Genomic DNA, 18,899 nt, shown 5'->3' with positions numbered 1-18,899 from the left:
CGACGAGAGGTGAATGGTGGCAGGCATTGGCGGTGTGAGCGGCTTTCTTTTGCCTACTTTTCTTTGCCGCGGCAAAGAAAAGTAGGTGCCGCCCCGCACAGGGGCAACGCCTGCATACCGACGCGAAAACAAGGAAAGGCCAAAAGCCAAAGCGGCCCAACAGCACAGAAAACCCCTAACCTTCACCGCCCCACGGCGGGATTAACAAGCGTATGATCCGCGGCGACAGGATCATCCACCCTTACGACCACGGCGGTGATGTTATCGCGCCCGCCGGCCTGCAAGGCCAAATCGACCAACGTTTCAGCCGCGAGCTGGCAGTCGCCGGCCTCCAGCACCCGCGCGATGTCCGGCGCTTGCACTTCATTGCTGAGGCCATCGCTGCATATCAGAAAGCGATCCCCGTCTTGCACGACGATGCGGCCTTCATCGAGTTCAAGCCAGTCCGCCGCACCGACGGCTCGTGTGATCAGATGCTGCGACGGATGGTGCCGCGCGGCCTCCGCACTCAAATGCCCCTGCGCCTGAAGCTCCGCCACGTAGCTGTGGTCGGTCGTGAGCGCCTCGAGGTGCGTGTCACGATAGAGGTAGATGCGGCTGTCGCCCGCCCACAGCCAGGCGCATTCGCGCCCCCTTGCCATGAGCACCGCAACCGTGCTGCCGATCATGCGAACGCCGCGCCGCGCAGCTTCCTCGCGCAACTGGTGATTGACCGTCTGTAGCGTGCCGCGCGTGGCCGCCGAGAACGCGATGAGCGAGTTGGGCGCGGTGAGCGCGCCAAGCGCTCGCACGATCATGCCGCTCGCCAGGTCGCCCGCCGTATGGCCGCCCATTCCGTCAGCCACTGCCCACAGTCCGCGCTGCGGCAGATCGAGACATGCATCCTCGTTGAGCGCCCGGACACGGCCCACGTCAGTGCGCGATGCCGAGCTCCACAATAACGCGCTTGTCACGATCGGGCCTCCATAGGCTACGCGACGAGACCATTGTTCTTGCCGTTCTGCCCCACGCCCACCGTCACATTCGAATTGGCGGCGGAATTCGTCACGTCGAGCGTCTGGTACTGATTGATGACCTGATTCGCGTAGAACGTGTTGTTGGTCTGATAAAGATTGATGATCGGTCCGAGTCCGGAAGGCTGCGCGGGCTGGTAGGGCTGTATCCAGCCGAAAACCCACGGAGCGCCCGCGCCCCGAATGAACGACATCCCTTCGTGGTCGATATCGCGCTGCTCGTGAAGGTCGTTGATGGTGAGCGAGGTCATGACTGGTCTCCGTCAAGATGATGGCCGCGGGGGCGCGGCGTTCCGCCCATACCTTGCAAGCAGCATGCCATTTTTCGGCGAGAAGCGGCGCCTGCGCGACGGTTCGCTGCGGGCCTTGCCGAATAAGCCATCGCGGCACGGCGGCGAGTTACGCGCGCAACAGCGCCCGCTTGCTTCGCCTTGCATTGGTCGTGTGCTTCCCAACAGGCGGGCGGCACGTTGTCGTCAGCATTCCGACACATCGGCATGTTCCCCTCATCGTCCGGATCATGCTCGAAGTGACGGCATGTGGCCGACACAGTCGAGCCGGATTCGTTGGCGCGCCGCCGACACACTTGTGCTGCCGCCGCATCCAATTTCCCGGCAACCCTTATCCCACCGTGATCGCGCCGTCTGGCATGAGTGATGCAGGTTAGTTGGCGACCGCCGAACCTTCTGGGAGAAGCGGCAACCACTCAGACGGAAGCAGTCATGAGCCCCGATCTTCGACCGACGATGAACGCAGCAGAACCGCCACTTGGTGCGCATCTCGTTTCGCGTCGCGCGGGCTATAGCCACCACGGCATTTATGTGGGCAACGGCCGCGTCGTTCACTACGCCGGTCTGTGCACGTCGCTGCACCGCGGCCCGATCGAAGAGGTCACGCTCGAGTGCTTCGCAGCCGGTCACGAAGTCGCCGTCGTCGCGCATCCTTTCGCGGCGTATGCGGGGCGCGAGGCTGTTGCGCGCGCGCGTTCGCGTCTCGGTGAAGACCGTTATCGACTGCTCAGCAACAACTGCGAGCATTTCTGCACGTGGTGCGTGGACGGAAAGGGCCGCAGCGAACAGGTCCGCAGCTGCATGACTCATCCGCTTGCCGGCCTGCGCGTCGTTCGTGCGCTCGTTCACGCTCACCGGGTGCAAGCCCGCCACGCTGCGTTCGCCGTGCAGGCCGCTTGAGCGGCACTTCCATCGAACCACCGCCATCCCCCATGACCCCACGCCTCGGAGACCAACATGAACTCCAACGAATCTTCGCTGCGCACCCTCGTCGACAAGTGGCTCGCCCCCAATGCGCGCGTGCCGGCCCGCGTGGTGCGGTTTAGCCGCACGCAGGATCATCGGCTGCGTTACGTGTGCGTCGAGGCGGCGCACCCCGCACGCACGATTGCAATCTTTTTCTTCCGTCACGACGATGGCTCGTGGTGCGTGTTTCCGCCGGCGCTCACACGTCCAGCCATGACGGCGCGCGCCGCGTGAGTTCAGCGCAATAGCGTGGGCCGGGGCCGCACGGCGTTAGCGCTGGCCGGCCCGCGCTGTGTTGGCGCGCCCTCAATTTCCACCCGGACTCCGATGTATGGCCGCGGCGTGAGTTGCGTCTGGTGCGAGGCGACCCTCGCACCGCCCGTGATCGCGGCCATGGCTTGCCTGTCCAGTTCGACGCTTTCCGGAAGATCCTTGATGACGAGAATGCTCATGCTCTCCTCCATGTGAGGGGGGATGTTTCCTGTATGGCCTGAGTATAGGCGGTGACGCGCGCACGCAAAGAAGCAGGCGGTGCCTCGCGGCACCGTCTGCATTCAGGGGGCGCGGCAGCGGTCAAAGGAACGCGCCGGTGCTCGCATATTGCGAGGGATTGACCTTGAGATTCAGCGGCCCGAAGCCCGCGCCGATGTAACCGATGTTGTTCAGCGCCGCGACGTCGACCACCTGGATCTGCGAGATGTTCTGCACGATGTTCGGCGAAACGGTGATGTTGGCGATCGAGCCGTAGCTGTTGTTGCCGCCGCGTACGGCGGCCATGGCGCGGCGGTCGAGTTCCGTGCCGGGCGCAAGCTCGCGGATAACGAGGGAAGTCATGTTGAGCCTCCAATAAGGATGAGCGGTGTACACGCAAGCGCAAGGCAAGCGAATCGGTGGGGGCGCGACCGATAGGGTCCAGTCGCGCCGCCGCCGGCCATCAGAAGTTGATCGTGTTGCTCGCTTTCTGCACCGGGTTGACCGTGGCGTGGATGTTCGACGCGAATGCCACGTCGTTGCCCACGTTGTTCACGATGTTGTTCGTCTGCCCGATGAGCTGCTGGGCGGTGAAGTTGGTCGAGTCGTACTTGTAGCTCGGACCGAGGTAGACGGGCCACAGGCCCAGGCCGCCGCGCACGGCGCCCATTTCACGACGGTCGAGTTCTTGTGCGACGCTCAGGTCTGCGATCATCAGCTTGCTCATGACAGTTCTCCAGAAGGGCAATACAGGGTAGTTGGCGATTGAGCTGCAGTATGTTGCGGGCTCGCTCCTCTTAATGCACAGGCTGTGCCAGTCATGCGGTGGGCATCGATGAAAGCGCTTCGAGCCTTGCACAGCGGGGCTTTGCGGCGATGTGAGGCGAACGCGTGGGGCACGTGACGGCGTTCGAACGCAGATACACTGATGGCGCGCTCCCAACAGGGGGCGCCGCAGCGGTTGGATTCGCGGCAACACATGCGGGTGCGCGGCCAGGGTAGTTCAGGCACCGATTGCGCTGCGCGTGGCCGCGGACTAATCTTTCTTCAGACCTTGCTGCAAAGTGCATTGCACTCGCCGGCCGAGATCACGGTGGGCGCATATCGAGCGGGGACTCTGTATCCTTGAAGGACGACGAGGCCACGCTGCAGCGGACTCGACGGGGATTGCGCCAGGCGCTCGCACGCGGCGCGATCGTGCGCGGAAAAGCGCGTCGGCCAGCCTGAAGCGGGTTGAAGGCATACGAATGATGAGCCTTTCGCAGCTGATCCAGACGTTCCAGAGCGGGACGCTCTCACGCGAGGCGTTCTTCGCCGAGATCGACCACGTGCTCGCGATCGACGTGGCCAATTGCGCTCGCTTGCGCGAAGCCGTGGACGAGACGCAGACGGTCCATCCATTGCCCGACGCTGTCTATGCCGAAGTTCTGCGCCGTATCGAACACCGCGAGGACAGCGCGGCGGCCACTGACGACTCCACCCGCATTCACGAGACGCTAGCCGCCGCACGCGCCTTTACGGCAGGCGAAGACGCCGAGCACGTGAAGGGAATCGGCGACACGCTCAACGGGCGTTTCGTGCTCGAGGAATGTCTGGGCGTGGGCGGCATGGGCACCGTCTACAAGGCGCTCGATCTGCGCAAGCTCGAAGCTTCCGACCGCAAACCCTACATTGCGATCAAGGTCTTGAACGTGCAGTTCCGCGGCCAGCCCACTTCGCTGATCGCGCTTCAGCGCGAGGCGCGCAAGGCGCAGACGCTCGCGCACCGGAACATCGTCACCGTGTACGACTTCGATCGCGACGGCCCGCTCGTCTACCTCACGATGGAGTATCTGTCTGGCAAGCCGCTCAGCAAGGTGCTGCGTGCGCCCGGTTTCGCGGGCATGCCGTTCGAGAAGGCGCGTCCGATCATCGCCGGCATGGGGCAGGCGCTCGCCTATGCGCACGAACGCGGCTTCGTGCATTGCGATTTCAAACCCGCCAACGTCTTCCTCACCGATGGCGGCGATGTGAAAGTGATCGACTTCGGTATTGCCCGTGTTTTTCAGCGGCCCGAAGAGGATCCCGATGTCACGGTGTTCGATCCCGCCACGCTCGGCGGCATCACGCCCGCCTATGCGAGCCCGGAAATGTTCGAGCACCGCGAGCCGGATCCGCGCGACGATGTCTATGCGCTCGCCTGCGTGACCTACGAACTGCTCACGGGCAAGCATCCGTTCAACCGCAAGTCGGCGACCCAGGCGCGCAGCGACAAGATGCGCGCCGAGCGGCCGCAGGGCCTCGATCGCAGCCAATGGCGCACGCTGAGCGCTGCGCTTTCGTTTGACCGCGCATCGCGTACGCCGAGCGTCAATCAGTTTATGGAGGGTATGGGCGTGCTTTCGCACGCGTCGGCATTCACCGGTGCGCGCGTAGGGGCCGTTGGCGTCGGTGCGATTGTCGTTGCTGCGGGGATGTGGTTCGGATATCGAATCTTTTATGCGAATGAAACGCAGCGCGCGAATCCGCCTGTCACGGCCAGCGCGCCGGCCAGTGCAGTGAAGATGGCCTCGGAAGTCCAGCCCACGCCGGTGCTGGCAGCAGCGCCGGCCGCCGTCGTCGCGAATGTGCCCGCCGCGAGCGCAACGGCGTTGGCGCCGGCGGTCAGCGCCGCGGTGGCCGACGCAGCATCGCTCGCAGCGCTCAATTCGACGCTCGCGCGTGTTCCGTGCTCGGCGCTCTCGGCCTCGCTGCCCGAGCATGTGATCCAGGTTCGCGGCTTTGCACACGCGGGCGAGAACATGGCGCACGTGCGCGATGCGCTCGCAAAAACACCGGGCGGGCAGGGTGCGAAACTCGACGTGGTTGCCGTGGACAATCACAATTGCGAGGTCGTCAGTGCGTTCGCGCCATATTGGCGCGCGAATCACGAGGCGGGCGGCGGCGCGACGATCCGTACGCGGCCACCCGACGCGCAACTGGTGCAAGGCATGCCGCTCATCGTCGACATCACTACGCCGCACTACGAGTCATACGTCAACGTGGACTATTTCGCGCTCGACGGCAGTGTCGTGCATCTCGTGCCGAGCACTCACGAACGCGACAATCAGGCGCCGCCGGGGTTTTCGGCGACGGTGGGCGGAACGGGTGACTGGCTCGTGGACAAGCCGTTCGGCACCGAGATGATCGTCCTGCTGATCACGCCCGCGCCGTTGTTCGATGGGCTGCGTCCGCCAGCCGAGTCTCGCGCGGCTTACCTCGCTGCGGTCGGGCAGCAGTTGAAGCAGATGGAAGCGCATTACGGCGCCGGTCATATCGTCGCCGACTTCGTGCAGATCACGACGCATGCGCGAAGCGAGTGATCGTCAGCAACACTGATCGAAAATAGCAGTGCGCTATTGCGCGATCTGCTGACGCTGATACTCGTGGTGTTTCATTTGCATATAGTCGGAGCGGCTCACTTCGTGCAATTGCCGCGCATAGTGTTCCGTGGCATCGAACCAGTCGGTGAGACGCTTGTCGAGGCGCGCGTTGGGCGGGCTCGAAAGCGCGCCGAGATAGGCATCGATGGCGAGGTAATAGCGCATCGTATTGCGCTCCACCAGACCGCGCACGCCGCCGATGTAATGCGTCTCGCCCGTGGACGGATCTCGCGTGACGGAAAATCCCACCTTGTCGCTTCCGATCGTCGCCAGGTACCCTTTCATCGCAAGCTTTCCTGCCACGCCGTAACCGTATGCGTAAGTCAGATGGATAAACGTGCGGTTATCGCCCACGGGTATCGCCTCCAGCACGATCCGATAGTCTTTGGTACTGAGTGGACCCGTGGCGGCGGAGAGCTCCACGCGAAAATAATCCGGTTCGCTCACTACCGGGTGATAGTTGAACTGCACGCGGTAGGACGAGGAAAGCGATTCCTCGGTTTTCTTGCCGATGTTCACCGCGAGCACGGTACCGTTTTCGTTCGTCGTTGCATGGCAGTACTTGATGTTCAGATGCAGGATCAGCACATCGCACCAGTTGGCGGGGCCTTTAGCCGGGTCGTTGAGCGCGTCGTTGACCGTCGCGAAGGGAAACTCGATCACACCGTAGATATCGCCCTTGAGCGCCGACGGCAACTCCTGCGATTCGAGGTACAGCGGTCGATGAAACGGATTCTGCGCGAGCTGCCCGCTCAGACTCTGATATTTGTCGCGCAGTCCTGCCGCTCTCTCGTCGGTTTGCGCGAAGGCGCTCTGGCACAAGAAGCATAGCGCCGCGGCGAGAACGGTTATCCACCACGATAACGGCCGCCGGTCGCCCGTTGGGGATCTGGCAAGCCTGTTCATGGTTTTCCTCCTCGAACGCCTTTTGGGTGAGACAAGTGCGGCAGCGTCATTCACGAATCGCCTGAATGCGTCCCGCCTTGATTGCTGTTTTCAAAGCCGTCCAGTCCGCCTCATTTTGCTCCGCATAAGCGAGCGCGAATTGCACGATGGCATCGTCGAATGCAGCGGACTTGCCCAGATATCCGCTGAGCAACGCGGGATCTCCGGCTTTCGCCATGGCGTGCGCCAGCGCGTGAGCGCAGGAAACCGCGTATTCGCCGAGGTCTTCGACGTCGAAAGTAGTGAAGTCGAATGCACCTTTCATGTCGCGTAGCTGCCGGACATAAAAGTCGTTGCCCGTGTGGCGCATTTTCGACCAGCCGAGAAAAATATCGCTGGCCGACTGGAGCAGACGCTGGCCCACCACTACGCGCTGTCCATGATTGGGATAGCGGCTCGGCGCGAGATAACCCTCCAGCGCGGAGGCCCGCGCCTCCTTGAGCTGAAGGAATAGCGGGCACTCGCCGTCGGCCATGAAAAGCGCCTCGTAGCATCGCGTTCCCACCGACCCGACACCCACGACGCGAATCGCGACATCCACCAGTTCGTAGCGATCGAAGAGGGCGCGCCTGTCGTCGGGAAGCGTTAGCCGGTAGTCGGCGAAGAAGCGCCGCACCATCGCGTCGTACTGCTTTTGATCGTGCGGACTCGCCAGCGGGACGTGGTACACGAGCGGAGGCGCCTCCTTGATGCGGAGCTTGCCGTTGACGAGCTCGGTCGCATGATTGAGCACGGAACGCGACGACTGTTGCCGCGCCTTGTCGATGACGGCCAGTTCTTTCCTCTTTTCAGCCGTCGAATCCGCGATGGCGAGCATGCTCGCCGCATCGAACTGGTAATACCAGACGTCGAGCGTATCCATACGGCCGAATTCGCTGATTCGCTGCCGGAACGTCTCGCACAGCCGACGCACGACGGCGCGCTGGTCACGCAACGCAAATGCGCGCTCACGCGCGGCGATCACGAACGATGCGGCAAGTCTGCGAATGTCCCAATCGAAGGGGCCAGGCAGCGTCTCGTCGAAGTCGTTGGGGCCGAAGAGAATGCGCCGCTCCGGGCTCGCAAAGAGCCCGAAATTGGCCAGGTGCGCGTCGCCCCCCAGTTGCACGATCATGTTCGAATGCGGCAGCTTCGATAGATCGTGCGCCATCAGCGGTGCGGCACCCCGATAGAACGCGAACGGACTCGCGACCATCCGCCCGTAGCGGATGGGTATCAGTTCAGGCACCCTGCCGACATTGGAGGCATCGAGCAGCGCGATGGGATCGCGATCCGCGATCTTGCACTTGGCCAGTTTCTCGCGCGGGATTTTATTGCGGGCGGCCTTGCCCCGCTCGATACGCGCTGCGACCGACCCACGCCCCCCAAACAGCGTGGAGGGATCTTCCGGCGCCGCGAGAGTCGTGGGATCAGCGCGATCCGTGGCGGATTCGGCACGTTTTGATGCAGCGGTATCAGACACCCATCACTCCCTTTTCGATTCGAGGTCTAAGCGGACCGGTTCAAGTTTGCAATTTTTCAGTCGGCTTTGTCGCCCGTAGAAGCGGCGGGCGTGGTGGGCGACATCTTGCTCAGTGTCTCAATGGCTTGATCAACCGTCGCGAAGATCTCGCGATGCGCGTTGGCAGTACGCAGCGCGTCGTAACGTTCGACTTCATGCCGCACACCGGCGGGAATGGCGATGGCGGCAATACCGACGCCGCGCTTGTCGAGTTCGCTACCCAACTGGATCAGTGTCTTGGCTGCCGTGTAGTCGATATTGTTGATCTCCGAAGCGTCGATCACCACCCAACGCAGCGGCGGACTCGCCTCGTTGACCAGTCTCAGCACCTCTTCCGTGAAGCGGCCGGTGTTCGCATAGAAAAGGTCTGCTTCGAAACGATAGACGACGATGCCGGGCGCCGCGAGCACGTTCGGCTCGACATGACGCGCGACCCAGTTTCCGTCGGGGCCACGCGTCAGCACGCGCGTGCGCAGGCGATAGCTATGCCGCGCATGTGCGATGAGCGAAAGCACGATGGCCGCGAGGATGCCGTGCATCACATCGACGAACACGACCACGCCGGCCGCGAGCAACGCCACGACGAACTCGTCTTTCTGCATGCGGAACAGTTCGACCATGCCTTTCACGTCGATCAGCTTCACGCCGATCATGAAGACGATGGCCGACAATACGGCAGCAGGCAGAAAGCTCAGCGGCTTCGTGAGAAAGAGCAGCACCAGCAGCACGATGACAGCCGTCGTCAAATGCGCGGCCTGGGTACGTCCGCCTGCGTCGTCGACCATTTCGGTCTTGGTGGGACTGCCGTTCACGACGAACGTGCCCGTGAACGCCGCTGCCGCGTTCGCGGCGGCGAGCCCGATAATGTCCGCGTTGTCGTCGCCCTTTTCGTTGTAGCGGTTGGCATACGCGCGGGCCGTCGCCGCACTCTGGGCAAGGATCACGATGAAGCATGAAGCGGCTGTCCCCAGCACCTGGTCGAGCTTGCCTATCGGCAATGGCGGAAGGGACAACGAGGGGAGGCCGCCTGGCACTTCACCCGTTATCGAAATGCCGTGTGCGGCGAAATTGAACACGCCGCTTGCCACGATGGAACCGATCACGGCAATGAGCGCACCTGGCGCGCGCGGCGCGATCCGCTTGCACCCGATGATCACGGCGAGGACGGCGATTGAAAGCAGCGTGGTCGGATAGTTGGCCTGGGCGATGCGCTGGAACACTGAGAGAATCTGCATCAACGGACCATGTCCCTGCTTCGCGAGTCCGATCAGCCCGGCGAGCTCGCCGGCCGCGACCTGGATGCCCACGCCCGTCAGGAATCCGATCAATGCGCTGCGCGAAAGAAAATCGGCCAGAAAACCCAGGCGGAAGACGCGCGCGATCATCAGCATCACGGCAACGGTCAAGGCGACGGTACTCGTCAGGCCCACATATTCCTTGCTGCCCAATGCAGCGACGGTCGTGAGCGTGCCCGCAAGAATAGCGGCCGTGGCGGAATCCGCGGCGACGACGAGTTGACGCGAAGCGCCGAAAATGGCAAATGCGAGGAGCGGCAGCAGGATCGTATAAAGGCCCGTGACGGTGGGCGTGCCGGCGATCTTCGTGTAGCCCATCACCTCCGGAATACCGAGTGCCGCCAGCGTGATTCCCGCGATGATGTCGTGCGGCAATTGCCCGGGATTGACGGGCAAAAGCCCCTGCAAAAATGGCATGCGATGCGGTTGCGCAGGTATCGGTGTCACCGGTTTCATGTCGCTGCCTCCACGGGAGTGATGAGGCTGCTGACCGGCGCGTTGGCGATGAGGTTATCGGCAATCGCCTGTTGGCTTGCGCCGGCGCGCTCGAACGGCCTCTTTCTCAAGGCGTTTTCGATCCACATGGTTACCTCGGATGGTTAGACTGATCGAGACAACAGCGAATCAGAAGCAAGAGGGATACGGTCGCCTTTTTTGCGGCTGTAGTCAATAGTCGAGAACCAGGGAGGATCGGCGCGCGAGCATGCCGTCAGCGACGGGCCGCGCAGTCAAGGCAGTCAAGAAGACGCTAGAAGATTGCAGAGATTCCACGTTGCGTTATCACACATATTCCTTCTCATCCGTTCATTCGGAGCCGTGCCGTGCGGCAGACGACGAGCCAGTCCGGTATATTCGGGTCGTCGCTGTGCCTCATTGATCCTTCCTCGGAGGACTGATTCTGCTGCGTCGCACAACTGTCACGGGTTATCGAACCCAAGCGATGCTTGCAAAGATTCCCCAGGCTGCGTTCGGCTTTCGCTAGAATCTGCTTTCGTCGAGCCAAACATGAAGCCTATTCGCATTGTTGCAGCGGTATCGAATCACCAGTATCGCTAACCGTATTCATCCTCTACCGGAGGCGAGCGTGCCAGGTTTACTTCCCGATGTCGACCCCCAGGGACTCCTCGAATATTCAGTCGTATACACAGATCGGTCCATCAACCATATGTCGCGGCTTTTCCAGGGCGTCATGCGCGATATTTCCGCCGTCCTGAAAAACGTCTACAACGCGAGATCGGTCGTCGTCGTCCCGGGCAGCGGTACATTCGGCATGGAAGCCGTGGCACGGCAGTTCGCGACGAACAAGAAGTGTCTGGTCATCCGCAATGGCTGGTTCAGTTTCCGCTGGTCGCAGATTTTCGACATGGGCAGCATTCCGTCCGAATCGACGGTATTGAAGGCGCGTCCGGTCGAGCAAGGAAGGCAGGCCGCCTATGCACCGCCCGCAATCGAAGACGTGGTCGCCGCGATCAGGCAACACAAGCCGGATCTGGTCTTTGCGCCGCACGTCGAAACGGCATCCGGGATGATGCTGCCCGATGCGTGGTTGCGCGAGGTTTCCGACGCTGTGCATGCTGCCGGCGGGATGTTCGTGCTGGATTGCATCGCCTCCGGCACGGTCTGGGTCGACATGGAGGCCACCGGTGTCGACGTGCTCATCAGTGCGCCGCAAAAGGGGTGGAGTGCCTCGCCGTGCTGCGCGATGGTCATGCTCAGTCCTCTCGCGCGCGAAAGAATCGACGCAACGACCAGCACCAGTTTCGCCTGCGATCTTCGCAAGTGGCTGCAGATCATGGAGACCTACGAGAGCGGCGCATTTGCGTACCACGCCACGATGCCCACGGACAGTCTCGCGACGCTGCGCGACGTGATGAAAGAAACCGAGGCATACGGTTTCGAAAAGGTGCGCTCGGAGCAGCTCGAACTCGGTTCGCGCATTCGCTCGCTTCTGGTCAGCAAGGGCTTCAGAAGCGTGGCGGCCGAAGGTTATCAGGCACCGGGCGTCGTCGTCAGCTACACGGACGACGACGGCATACGGTCCGGCGAGAAATTCGCCGATGCGGGCGTGCAGATCGCGGCCGGCGTGCCCTTGCAATGCGACGAGCCAGCGGATTTCAAGACCTTCCGCATCGGCCTGTTCGGGCTGGACAAGCTGCATGACGTCGAAGGCACGGTTGCCAGGTTCGCCAAAGCATTGGACCGCATTCTCTAGCTTGCTCTTCGGAAGTCAGCGCCCATGGCTCGCTCCTCGATTGCTAGCGCACGTTAGCAATCGAAGGGCAGCTCGCCCTGGATCGGGCCCGTATCAGGGCCATCGGGGTTGTCGGCCGATCGACGTTCAAGCGCACTGACGCGCACGCCAATGAGCCTGATGCGCCGATCCAGTTCGATACGCTTCAGACATGCGCCGACGGCGCGCCGGATATTGGCCGTATCGCGAACACCCACAGGCAGCGATATATCCCGGGTAACGATTTTGAAGTCAGCGAATTTGACTTTGACGCCCACCGTCCGACCGCAATAGCCCTTGCGATCCAGATCGTCCGCGACTCTTTCGCAAAGCTGAGTCAGCGCGGGTGTCAGGACCGCGCGATCGCGTTCGACGTGCATGTCGCGTTCAAAAGTGGTTTCGCGGCTCATTGACTTTGGCTCCGACGACACCACGACCTCACGGTCATCCAAGCCGTGTGCGATTCGCGCGAGCCACGCGGCGTAGGTGCGCCCAAAGCTTTCCTGTAGCAGCCCGAGATCGGCGCGCGCGAGATCACCGACCGTCGAGATACCGAGCTCAGCCAGACGTTCGCTAGCGCGCGGCCCGATGCCATTGACCTTTTTTGCGGCTAGCGGCCAGATGCGCGACTCGAGGTCCGACATCGAGAGAATCGTGAGGCCGTCGGGTTTGTCCAGTTCTGAGCCGATCTTTGCAAGCAGTTTGTTCGGTGCAATCGCAATGGAGCACGTTAGGCCCGTGGCTTCGCGAACCGCATTCTTGATGCGCAGGCCAAGCGAGCGCGATTCGCCCTCCACCAGCGTGAGGTCGACGAATATCTCGTCGATGCCCCGGTCCTCGATTCGGTCCGTGAAGGTTCGAACGGCATCCTTGAAGAGACGCGAGTAGCGTCGATACGAGTCGAAATCGGTTGGCAAAAGAATGGCATCTGGCGCGAGTTGCGCGGCCTTCATCATGCCCATTGCGGAAAACACCCCGAACGCCCGCGCCTCGTAAGTCGACGTTGTCACGACGCCTCGTCCCGCGTAGTCGCGCAGCCGCGCGAAGCGGCGCGTGCCATCGGGGCGCAGTTCCGGCGTGGCATTGCGGCCACCTCCGATGACAACCGGCTTGCCGCGCAGTTCTGGATACCGGAGCAGTTCTACCGAAGCATAGAACGCATCCATATCGACATGCGCAATGCGACGTAACGGCGGTGGATTCACGTTTGCCTTTCTGCCAGGAGGCTCAAACGATTCACCAGGATCGGCAAATAAACTGGCTCATGGTTTCTGGATTTCTCGGTGAGCACACCATGGGTTTGGACTACGTCGCCGCTGAGTCCAATGAACGGTTGAATAATCGAAGCGCGCGGCATCGTCGCTCCTGAATTCGAGCCTATAGAAAGTACTGTATATTTGTACAGTATATCACGATGGTTGCTCGCTTTTGCGTCGTCCGGCTGTTTGCGCGCGACCTGGAGAATCGAATGCCGCTGGCGCGGATGCGGCGAACGCAAAACCCTACTCGCGTCAGGCCGCAAATGCGCGGTCGCAAATCTCGACGCGGTTGCGGCCCAGATGCTTGGCGCGATAAAGCGCATTGTCGGCGTCGCGCGCGAGCTGTTCGATTGTCGCTTCGGCGGCGGCGAGACAAGCAACGCCCGCGCTACAGGTGTAGCTAACGCCTGGTCTGCGCACGGGCTCGGCAATCCGCGCGCAGATGGCCCCTGCCAGCTGGTAAGCGCTTTGCAAGGAGAGGGACGGCAGCAGCACAGCGAACTCTTCTCCACCCCAGCGCGCAAGATAAGCCGATTGCGGCACCACTTCGCTGGCGCGTTGCGCGAAATCGATCAGCACGCGGTCCCCTGCGTCGTGCCCGTGCTCGTCGTTCACGCGCTTGAAGTGGTCGAGGTCGATCAGCAGCATGGAGAGAACGCCACCATTGCGTTTTGCCCGCTCCTGTTCGTCTTCGAACGCGAGCGCCAGCGCGCGGCGGTTCAGCAGACCTGTCAGGGGATCACAGTATGACTGCCGTTCAAGCTCGGTGCGTAGTCGTTCCGTCGCGATCAGCAGAAGACCCACTGTTACGAGCAGCGAGAACGCCGCTCCTGCGGTGAGATAGAACGTCTGTATCGAACCGGGATCGAAAAGATCGGGCAAGCGCTCTGTCGCAAGCGCGGCGGTGATGCAGCGCGCACCTGCCACAAGGGATTCGGCCAGAAGCAGCACGCCAACGGAGAGGGCCGGGCGATTCGGCCGCCCGACGCGCAGCAGGAGGATGCCGTGCATACCGTAGAGCACCGTCAGCACGCCAGTGATCAGGATGGTACGGCCCGCGAGCGATTCATGGACCAGCCACAACCAGGCCGTACCGGCAGCGCCGATCGTGAGCAGCATTGCGACGAAGCGGCCACGCGGTCGTCGCCCGAAGAAAAGCTGCGAGCCGACGAGTGCCAGCCCGGTGCCAAAGAGAATTCCGCAATTCGCCACGAGGATCGACAGCCAGTCCGGCACGCTGCCGCGCAACGCGAGAAGGATGGCCGACACGCTGACCACCAGCGCACCGAAAGCCCAGTGGCGGACTCCGCGTATGTTCTGAGGAAAGCTTCGCGCGAGCGAAAAGAGGGCGATTGCCATGAGTCCCGGCATGACCGAAGACATCAAGATGACGGTGCGCAAATCGAAAAGCGGCATGCGGATCCAACGAGGGGGCGTCGGGTTTATATACCACATCCCGGCGCGTCGCAGCGATGCCCGCAGTAGAAATTACATGAGGATTTTATGGGTGATGATTGGCCTCTTTGGCCGGAGAGAAGCGGGGCGCGAAAAATACAGGCAAATGCCGTCGCGCAAGGGCGCTCAACGGACGCATAAAAGGCGTCCCGGTACTGTACATTTCGACAGCGCGTTGCGAGGCGCATTGATTCTCGACTACGAGGCGCCGAAAAGCCCCGTAGTCGATTTAGTTGCGACATCAATCAGATGACGTCGCCAGGGCGTGTCAATGCGGCACGTTCACGACGCCGTTGCTCGCATGAATCGCATTGCTGCCCGGATTTTCGACAATGGCGGGGAGGTTCGCCACGCCAAGCGGCGGCGTGCCACTCGGCCCGACGCCCCGCGGTATCGTGCGGATCACCTGTGACGGCGGCAGCGGCGTGCCGTTCTTCAGGTGACGCCACATCAGATTGAGCGCCTCGATGTTGTAGTAGTGAACGGGCACGAATCGGCTAGCGAAGCCGGCCACGGGAAGAAACGCGTCGAAGTGTTGCCCGTTCGTCACCTCGTACAGCGACAACTGACTGCGCGAGCCTTCCCTCTCGCTGTTGGCCGCCAGGTAAGCGCGCGAGGCGTGATTGATCGGCACGAGCGCATCGCTGCGGCCCTGCACGATGATCGCGGGCTTGCCGTGCAGGTTCGCGTTCACGCTGATCGCCTGGACGCTCCGGCGCATGCGCGGATCGCCCTTCGTCCACAGATCGCGCAGACATACGGCCCCGGCGAAGCTGGCGTCGGGCGTCGCCAGCCGATGGTCGGCGCCGCCGGGCGGCGTGACGTTATAGACGAGATTGATCCCATTGGTCGGCGGCACACCATTGCCCACACCGAAGACGGTGAGCATGGGCGAGGCCGTGGGCGTGACGCCCGCGGCACCCGTGGAAGCGTTTGTCGTGCCGAAGCTGAATCCACACAGGTTATCGATCACGCTCGAGCGCGTGTACGCGTCGGCGTAGGTCACGGCGACGGCCGGCACGGCTTGGGAGTCCCACATCGGCGCTTGCAGCAGGTCGGAATCCGCCTCGTAGCCGGCTTCGTGCAGACGTGCGAGCGCGTCGTTCGCCTGCGCCTGCGTGTCGGCGCCGTGGATGTAGCCTGCCACCGCGAGCGACGAGCAGCGGGCCTCGCGGATGGCCGTTGTCGTCGCAACGGGCAGCGCCGTGAGATAGGGCGCGCCGGCGGCGGCCTCCGCGAGCGCGGCGCAGGGTTGCAGCAGATTGGCGAGCGTCATGTAGTCGGCGAGCGGTTTGCCCGCCGCCGCGATACGCTGGCCCCCTTCCTTCACCTGCGCGTTGCCGGGCATGCGGACGTTGATTTGCGGCTCGCCCACCACCACGGCTGTGATCCACTTGCCCGGATCCTGCTCGGCCGCCGCAAGCGACGCACCGCCGCCGTTGCTCACGGAAGCCGCGATCGTCATGATGTCGCCAGGCGCATAGCGCACGCCGTGATGCGATGCATTGCCCGATACGCTGACGAGCGGTCCGAACCGCTCGTTCAACACCCAGTATGCGAACTGGACCGCCTCCAGCGTGTCCTTGCCCCAGTCCTCTTCCGGATTCTGCTGGGAATGCGCGTGCTTGAACGCGTAGCGATTCGGAAACTGCTGGTTATACGCGGCCAGTTCGCCAGGCGGGACATTCGCAGTGAAAATGCTCGCATGCCCGGCTGTGGCGGCGTTAGCGAGACGGCCGTCGATCAGCGTGACGAGATCGCTCATGAGCTCGTGCGCGCCGTTGCCCGTGCCTTTGTCGGTATAAGCGACCGCGCAGCCGCGCTTGAGTCCCCACTCTCCGGCCGCCGAAATGGCGCCGTAGACGCCGCGCGAGCCCGACGACGTGGCCGTGACGATGCACGCGTTTGCCGGATCGAAGCTCGCGGGCACCTGCACGAGCAGGCTGACGTTCTGCCGGCCGGTGCCATTGTCCGCAAACGCGAGATATTCGGTGCCGGCGATTTTTCCTTCACCCAGTGTGTCGTTGCCATAAACGTCGACATTGGGCCCCCAGAAGCGGCCATAACCGCCGTTCGCCGTGATGTCGACGAGCGCGCGATAGTTCGCCCAGATCGCGAGCCTGCGCAGCTCCGCCGCAGTTGGCGCCGCGGGGTTCAAGACGGCCGGCTGCGGCCCGACGAGCCCGGTCTTCCCGAGCCCGGCGGTGAGCAGGTCGTCGCTCGTGCCGTCATAGTTTGTCGTCCGCAAACTGCTCGCCACCACAAACGCGGGCAGCCGGTTCCATTCGGGCATGCCGCCGTCGTGTTCGCCAGCGCCTGCGCCGGGCGCAATCGCCATGCCAGCCATGGCTATCGCGGCACAGAGGCGCGCTTTTTTTCCTCGGACTGCGAACGGGGTATCTCTCATCAGTGTCTCCGTGTTTTTTGCTCGGACAAAATTGAAGTACGTGGGAAGACCGTTCAAACATGCCGGAGCGCGGCATCATTGGACATTAGGACATCCGGATTGAGGATGCCAGCAGTGATTGTCCGCAGAGGGGGGCGAAAGGCGATTTGCGCGGTAACAGCGTCGGTCGATGCGCGCACAACTTATGGACACGTGCCTTGGCGCGTGCAGCGCCAGGAACGCTGAACGCTCGCGAACCGCGATGGTCGATGCGATCCGTCACGCGCCGAGGTGACTTTTCCCCGTCGCTTGACGCTCGTCGGCGTCTACGATACGCTGCGCGCGCTGGTCGGAGCGCGCGTCCATATGGGGGTTTTACCGGAGCGCACCGTTGCCGGCCAACTGGAGCGCCCGGCTTGCCATCTGAATCCTTCCCGACCCTGGACCGAAGAATTGAAGCGCATCGCGTTCGTGACTCTCATAGCCGTCGGCGCATCTTCGCTTTTCGTTTCATGCGGCACAAAGGCAGGGGACGAGTTCATCGGATCGTGGAAGGCGGCGGGCGATATCGACACGACCGTAATCAGCCGCCGTGGCGACGAATTCCTGGTCACGAACACGGGCGATCCGTCGACACACATTCCCCTTCAGTACGAACACGGTTTGCTGGTGATGTCGGACGCAAACGGCGAGCTCGAAATTCGCTACGACGGGAAGCGGGACGCCATCACGGCAAGCGTACCCGGTTTTCCAGTCGGGCTCGTATTGCCCCGCGTGAAATGAGAGCTACTCGGCAACTCACTCGAATGCCCTTCGAATTTCGCGATGCGAAGAACATGCGGTTGCCGATGCCATATAGCGTAGTTAGATGTCGATTTCAATTATCGCCGCTTTGATCGTATTTCTTTTCGGATATCGAAAATCAAACGTCAGCTACCTGGCGCTCGTGAAGAATACCGCCCGCATTCCGACGAGCGACGTGCCTCAATATCTCCAGACGCAGCGGCAATGATTCGCTTTCGGCTGCGGCCGGGGCGGTGCGCTACTCTTCACAGGGAAAACGAGGGGTTGCCTTCAGTCTCGCCGCAGACGTGCCGCTTTTGTACGGCGCGGCGCGGGGTTCTACGTGTCGATGGTACCCTTGGAAATCAAGGTCAACATGGCTGGAGTTCTCCATCATGAAGCGCTTGTGCTGTGCAGCGTCCCTCTTCGTTGTCGTCGCCGGATGTGCATCGACGCCACCTGCTGCCGAGACCGACACCTACATGCTGCATAGCCCCGCGCCAGCCGGTTCGCACTCGTCAAAACCCCCGAGACTCACGGTCGGCGTAAGCGATCCCGATACACAACTGATCCTGCCGTGGTTTCTCAATGACATTATTAATTTCGTGAACTATCGCTAGCCTCATTCCAAAACACGTCGTGTTGCTCGGTCGTCGGGCGTCGGTCGGCCATAATCGGCCGTTCGACATCGCTGGCTGGATCGCGGACAATCGAGATCACGCACATTTTCGAGGAGGTCCGATCAATGAGTTCGGCTTGCCAGGTCCGGGCCATCAGAGACCGGTCATCGTTGGAAGGTACTGCCTATGTCGAAGTCATGGCAGGCGCCTACGCGAATCGATGCTGGAACGATGGCTCGCTGTTCTTCGAGGAAGAGGTATTTGGGTATATTGAACCGACGATC

General features: G+C 62.2%; 18 protein-coding genes. 6 read left to right on the top strand and 12 right to left on the bottom strand.

Going from position 1 to position 18,899, the window contains the following annotated elements:
• Positions 1 to 182 precede the first annotated feature (182 nt).
• Positions 183 to 953, bottom strand: a complete 771-nt coding sequence (locus VSR34_RS36060; protein ID WP_028215057.1) for a protein phosphatase 2C domain-containing protein — start codon at positions 951 to 953, stop codon at positions 183 to 185.
• Positions 954 to 970: 17 nt separating this feature from the next.
• Positions 971 to 1,264, bottom strand: a complete 294-nt coding sequence (locus VSR34_RS36055) for a hypothetical protein (RefSeq protein ID WP_028215056.1) — start codon at positions 1,262 to 1,264, stop codon at positions 971 to 973.
• Positions 1,265 to 1,735: 471 nt separating this feature from the next.
• Between VSR34_RS36055 and VSR34_RS36050 the strand changes: the two genes are divergently transcribed.
• Together VSR34_RS36050 and VSR34_RS36045 are read left to right on the top strand one after the other, a co-directional pair.
• Complete coding sequence (locus VSR34_RS36050; RefSeq protein WP_028215055.1) at positions 1,736 to 2,203, top strand: lecithin retinol acyltransferase family protein; 468 nt, start codon at positions 1,736 to 1,738, stop codon at positions 2,201 to 2,203.
• Between the two features lie 57 nt (positions 2,204 to 2,260).
• Complete coding sequence (locus VSR34_RS36045) at positions 2,261 to 2,503, top strand: hypothetical protein (RefSeq protein ID WP_028215054.1); 243 nt, start codon at positions 2,261 to 2,263, stop codon at positions 2,501 to 2,503.
• A 2-nt stretch (positions 2,504 to 2,505) separates the two neighbouring features.
• On the opposite strand, the gene VSR34_RS36040 is transcribed toward VSR34_RS36045, so the two are convergent.
• The 3 genes from VSR34_RS36040 to VSR34_RS36030 form a co-directional block, all read right to left on the bottom strand.
• Positions 2,506 to 2,721: a hypothetical protein gene (locus tag VSR34_RS36040; RefSeq protein WP_154671234.1), complete on the bottom strand. Its 216-nt coding sequence runs from the start codon at positions 2,719 to 2,721 to the stop codon at positions 2,506 to 2,508.
• 121 nt (positions 2,722 to 2,842) lie between these two features.
• Positions 2,843 to 3,103: a hypothetical protein gene (locus VSR34_RS36035; protein WP_028215053.1), complete on the bottom strand. Its 261-nt coding sequence runs from the start codon at positions 3,101 to 3,103 to the stop codon at positions 2,843 to 2,845.
• Positions 3,104 to 3,203: 100 nt separating this feature from the next.
• Complete coding sequence (locus VSR34_RS36030) at positions 3,204 to 3,467, bottom strand: hypothetical protein (protein WP_028230885.1); 264 nt, start codon at positions 3,465 to 3,467, stop codon at positions 3,204 to 3,206.
• A 520-nt stretch (positions 3,468 to 3,987) separates the two neighbouring features.
• Between VSR34_RS36030 and VSR34_RS36025 the strand changes: the two genes are divergently transcribed.
• Positions 3,988 to 6,081, top strand: a complete 2,094-nt coding sequence (locus VSR34_RS36025) for a protein kinase (protein WP_342964952.1) — start codon at positions 3,988 to 3,990, stop codon at positions 6,079 to 6,081.
• Positions 6,082 to 6,114: 33 nt separating this feature from the next.
• Here VSR34_RS36025 and VSR34_RS36020 read toward each other — a convergent pair whose 3' ends face one another.
• The 4 genes from VSR34_RS36020 to VSR34_RS36005 are packed head-to-tail and all read right to left on the bottom strand — an operon-like array spanning position 6,115 to position 10,466.
• Positions 6,115 to 7,047, bottom strand: coding sequence for a hypothetical protein (locus VSR34_RS36020; protein ID WP_342964951.1), 933 nt, complete (start codon positions 7,045 to 7,047; stop codon positions 6,115 to 6,117).
• A gap of 46 nt (positions 7,048 to 7,093) precedes the next feature.
• Positions 7,094 to 8,548, bottom strand: a complete 1,455-nt coding sequence (locus tag VSR34_RS36015) for a DUF2252 domain-containing protein (RefSeq protein WP_342964950.1) — start codon at positions 8,546 to 8,548, stop codon at positions 7,094 to 7,096.
• A 56-nt stretch (positions 8,549 to 8,604) separates the two neighbouring features.
• Positions 8,605 to 10,338 carry a SulP family inorganic anion transporter gene (locus VSR34_RS36010; RefSeq protein ID WP_036021502.1) on the bottom strand — a complete coding sequence of 578 codons (1,734 nt, stop codon included), beginning with the start codon at positions 10,336 to 10,338 and terminating at the stop codon, positions 8,605 to 8,607.
• Positions 10,335 to 10,466 (bottom strand): hypothetical protein, encoded by a 132-nt coding sequence (locus VSR34_RS36005; RefSeq protein ID WP_342964949.1) that lies wholly within the window; start codon positions 10,464 to 10,466, stop codon positions 10,335 to 10,337. The genes VSR34_RS36010 and VSR34_RS36005 overlap by 4 nt, the downstream gene beginning before the upstream one ends.
• A gap of 500 nt (positions 10,467 to 10,966) precedes the next feature.
• Between VSR34_RS36005 and VSR34_RS36000 the strand changes: the two genes are divergently transcribed.
• On the top strand, positions 10,967 to 12,094 hold the full coding sequence (locus tag VSR34_RS36000) for an aminotransferase class V-fold PLP-dependent enzyme (RefSeq protein WP_028230882.1): 1,128 nt from the start codon (positions 10,967 to 10,969) through the stop codon (positions 12,092 to 12,094).
• A 53-nt stretch (positions 12,095 to 12,147) separates the two neighbouring features.
• Here VSR34_RS36000 and dinB read toward each other — a convergent pair whose 3' ends face one another.
• Positions 12,148 to 13,317: a DNA polymerase IV gene (dinB, locus tag VSR34_RS35995; RefSeq protein WP_028215047.1), complete on the bottom strand. Its 1,170-nt coding sequence runs from the start codon at positions 13,315 to 13,317 to the stop codon at positions 12,148 to 12,150.
• Between the two features lie 306 nt (positions 13,318 to 13,623).
• Positions 13,624 to 14,607 carry a GGDEF domain-containing protein gene (locus tag VSR34_RS35990; RefSeq protein ID WP_342964948.1) on the bottom strand — a complete coding sequence of 328 codons (984 nt, stop codon included), beginning with the start codon at positions 14,605 to 14,607 and terminating at the stop codon, positions 13,624 to 13,626.
• Between the two features lie 133 nt (positions 14,608 to 14,740).
• On the opposite strand from VSR34_RS35990, the gene VSR34_RS35985 reads away from it, so the two are divergent.
• A complete protein-coding gene (locus tag VSR34_RS35985) occupies positions 14,741 to 15,079 on the top strand; it encodes a hypothetical protein (RefSeq protein WP_342964947.1) in 339 nt (112 codons plus the stop codon).
• Between the two features lie 15 nt (positions 15,080 to 15,094).
• Here VSR34_RS35985 and VSR34_RS35980 read toward each other — a convergent pair whose 3' ends face one another.
• A complete protein-coding gene (locus VSR34_RS35980) occupies positions 15,095 to 17,173 on the bottom strand; it encodes a D-(-)-3-hydroxybutyrate oligomer hydrolase (protein ID WP_238328136.1) in 2,079 nt (692 codons plus the stop codon).
• A 348-nt stretch (positions 17,174 to 17,521) separates the two neighbouring features.
• Here VSR34_RS35980 and VSR34_RS35975 point away from each other — a divergent pair, with 348 nt between their 5' ends.
• A complete protein-coding gene (locus VSR34_RS35975) occupies positions 17,522 to 17,995 on the top strand; it encodes a hypothetical protein (protein WP_342964946.1) in 474 nt (157 codons plus the stop codon).
• Positions 17,996 to 18,899 lie beyond the last annotated feature (904 nt).

This window comes from Paraburkholderia sp. JHI2823 (assembly GCF_038900695.1).
Lineage (GTDB): Bacteria > Pseudomonadota > Gammaproteobacteria > Burkholderiales > Burkholderiaceae > Paraburkholderia > Paraburkholderia mimosarum.
This window is presented reverse-complemented; position numbering and strand designations above follow the sequence as displayed.